Here is a 2,419-nt window from a genome sequence, read left to right on the forward strand (position 1 = left end):
TTGCACTGTCTTCAGGTTTACAGAGAACTGATGCACATCGCTTTTATGAAGATAGGATGGATTACGACAAAGTAAGTTATGTGTTTAAATCGTCATTGAAATAAGTTGTTCTTAAACTAATTGGGGGCAATAGTTGAACAGGCGATCTACAATTTGGTCGCTTTTTTATTTTGCCTAATAAATTATTGGAATATTATGTTAACATTAGTTTAGAAGATCTTGAGTTATTGGGACAGTTTATTTGAATAAGGAATTGTAGCATTTGTTCAGTAATAACGTCTACACAGACGAGGTGATGTTATGAAAAAAATTATTATTTTATTTATCGTAATTGGATTTGTGTTAGTTGGTTGTTCTCAGGAACAAATGAATGAAGTAAGAGGGTGTCCAGATGCAGAGATATCTTGGGTTGATGTTTTGATGATCAATGATATTAAGTACGAAGGGGGAGATAGAAGTCTTTCTGAAATGGAAACACTGGAAAAAGGTGAAAAAATAGGTCAAGTAAAGTATAAATTAGCAGGGAACGCTTGTTTCGATCATAAGACAAAAAATGGAGATGCTGCTTTTTTACCTGTCGGAACAGATATATATGAACTTGTCGGTTATGATTCAGAGTTTAGAGTGGTTGCAAATAATAAAGTTTATCAAGTAAGTGAAAACAAAAAGGCAAAATCAATTTCTGATTTACTGGATATTAGAGGTAAGGTAGCTAAGTTGAGCCTTGAGAGTGAATATGATGGGAGCCATATCTCTGATTTTACAGAGCAAGAAACAACAAAATTCATAGAAGATTTCCTATCGCTTGACTACTTAGGCTTTAGTAAAGTTTACAAGGAAATTGATAGTAATCAGAAAGTATTTTTACGAATTCACCTTAAAGACGGTTCATCTTTCAGAATAGTTTATTGGTTAGAAGAAAACGCATTGAATGTAGGAGCTTTTGGTACAGAAGAAATGAAAAATATCGTACTAAATAAAAAAGACAATTAATAATTAGCTCACCCTTACTAGATTGTGAACTATTGTACTTAAAGTAACGGGGGCAAGAGTTGAATAAGGGAATTGTCTTTTACTAATTGACAGGTGTCAATCTTAGAAAAGAGGGAGGATTTTTATGCGAAAAGTAAAATCAATATCCATCATCCTTTTATTATCTCTAATCCTTATCGGATGCCAAAATAATAACCTTAATCTAACCGATGATGTAACAAATATTGAGGTTTATCATTGGGATAGCGAAAAGCTGATCGATATCGTTAATGATAAAAAGTTTATAGAAAAACTTGTAAATGAGTTAGACAATGCAAGGACACATTCCACAGCAAACATTGATTGGGCAATGCCAGATTATAAATTAATCTTTAAACACAATGGTGAGGCTTTGTATAAGATTGGTTATTGTACAGAGGTACAGAACTTTGGAAATGGAGCAGTGGGGAGATTTTGGGAACATGATAAACTTTATGATGTAAGCTTAAAACTGCCAATAGAATAAAAATTTGTTGCTCAACTATAGGGGGCAATAGTTGAAGAGGGCGTTCTACAATTAGGTCGCTTTTTATTTTTGTTAAAAAATTATTGGAATATTATGTTAACATTGAATTTGAAGATCTTAAGCTAAGTGAAGAAAACTTGAAGAAGTAAAATGGGCAAAGGAGGATTATATGTATAAAGCAAATTTTAAAAAGTATTTTAAAAAAATTATTGCTATGTTAATTTGTGTCTTTGTTATTTATAGCTTATATATCCAGCTAGAGTATAGAGACTATGTTAACCAGAGTATAGATAGAAATTATGACTACCTATCAATTATATCTGTTCAGGGGGATAATATGGCTAATAGACTGGAGGAATTTGTTCATTTAACTATTGAACAAGGAAACAGTGAAGTGAAAAGAGAGTTGTACAACAATTGGAGAATTGTAAACGGAGAAAGTAAAAGCATACATTCTTATTTATATGCTATTTCAACGATACATATGGGAAAAGCTGCATCTGATTGGGATTTACTACAATATAGCTTGTTTCGTGTTGATGAATTTATATCTGGTATGACTAATAAGTTTCTTGAAAATCATTCTTATACTATAAGTAATGACGAAAGAGATAAAATGGAAGCAGTTATTACAGTTTTCAGAACCATTAATAAAGAAAAAAGTAATGAATTAGTTGACATAAAAACCATCTTAGAGTCTATAAAGGAACCAATGTTAATTATTGATAACAATTATTCAAATATACTTGAACGAATAGGTAAGTAAACTTTTATTTGGGGGTTGAATGCATGGATATAAGTATAAATGTCAAGTTAATAATGTACAGTTTTGACTGTTTAAGAATGTACAATTTTAATCATTTTCTTTATCTAAATGATCTTTGATTCTGTAAGAATCACCTATGATATTTACCACTGTAG

At 31.0% G+C, this 2,419-nt stretch carries 3 protein-coding genes and 1 pseudogene; all 4 read left to right on the top strand.

The genetic code is table 11. The features are described from left to right. Positions 1-104, top strand: a pseudogene (locus E3U55_RS17780) (GNAT family N-acetyltransferase); the annotation flags it as partial. Between the two features lie 196 nt (positions 105-300). After that, entirely contained in the window at positions 301-993 is a 693-nt protein-coding gene (locus tag E3U55_RS16935) for a hypothetical protein (RefSeq protein ID WP_134341663.1), read from the top strand. 124 nt (positions 994-1,117) lie between these two features. Then, positions 1,118-1,498 (top strand): hypothetical protein, encoded by a 381-nt coding sequence (locus tag E3U55_RS16940; protein WP_134341664.1) that lies wholly within the window; start codon positions 1,118-1,120, stop codon positions 1,496-1,498. 337 nt (positions 1,499-1,835) lie between these two features. Further along, positions 1,836-2,264 (top strand): hypothetical protein, encoded by a 429-nt coding sequence (locus E3U55_RS16945; RefSeq protein WP_228547604.1) that lies wholly within the window; start codon positions 1,836-1,838, stop codon positions 2,262-2,264. The last annotated feature ends 155 nt before the right edge of the window (positions 2,265-2,419 follow it).

It is taken from the genome of Filobacillus milosensis (genome assembly GCF_004402015.1).
Lineage (GTDB): Bacteria > Bacillota > Bacilli > Bacillales > Alkalibacillaceae > Filobacillus > Filobacillus milosensis.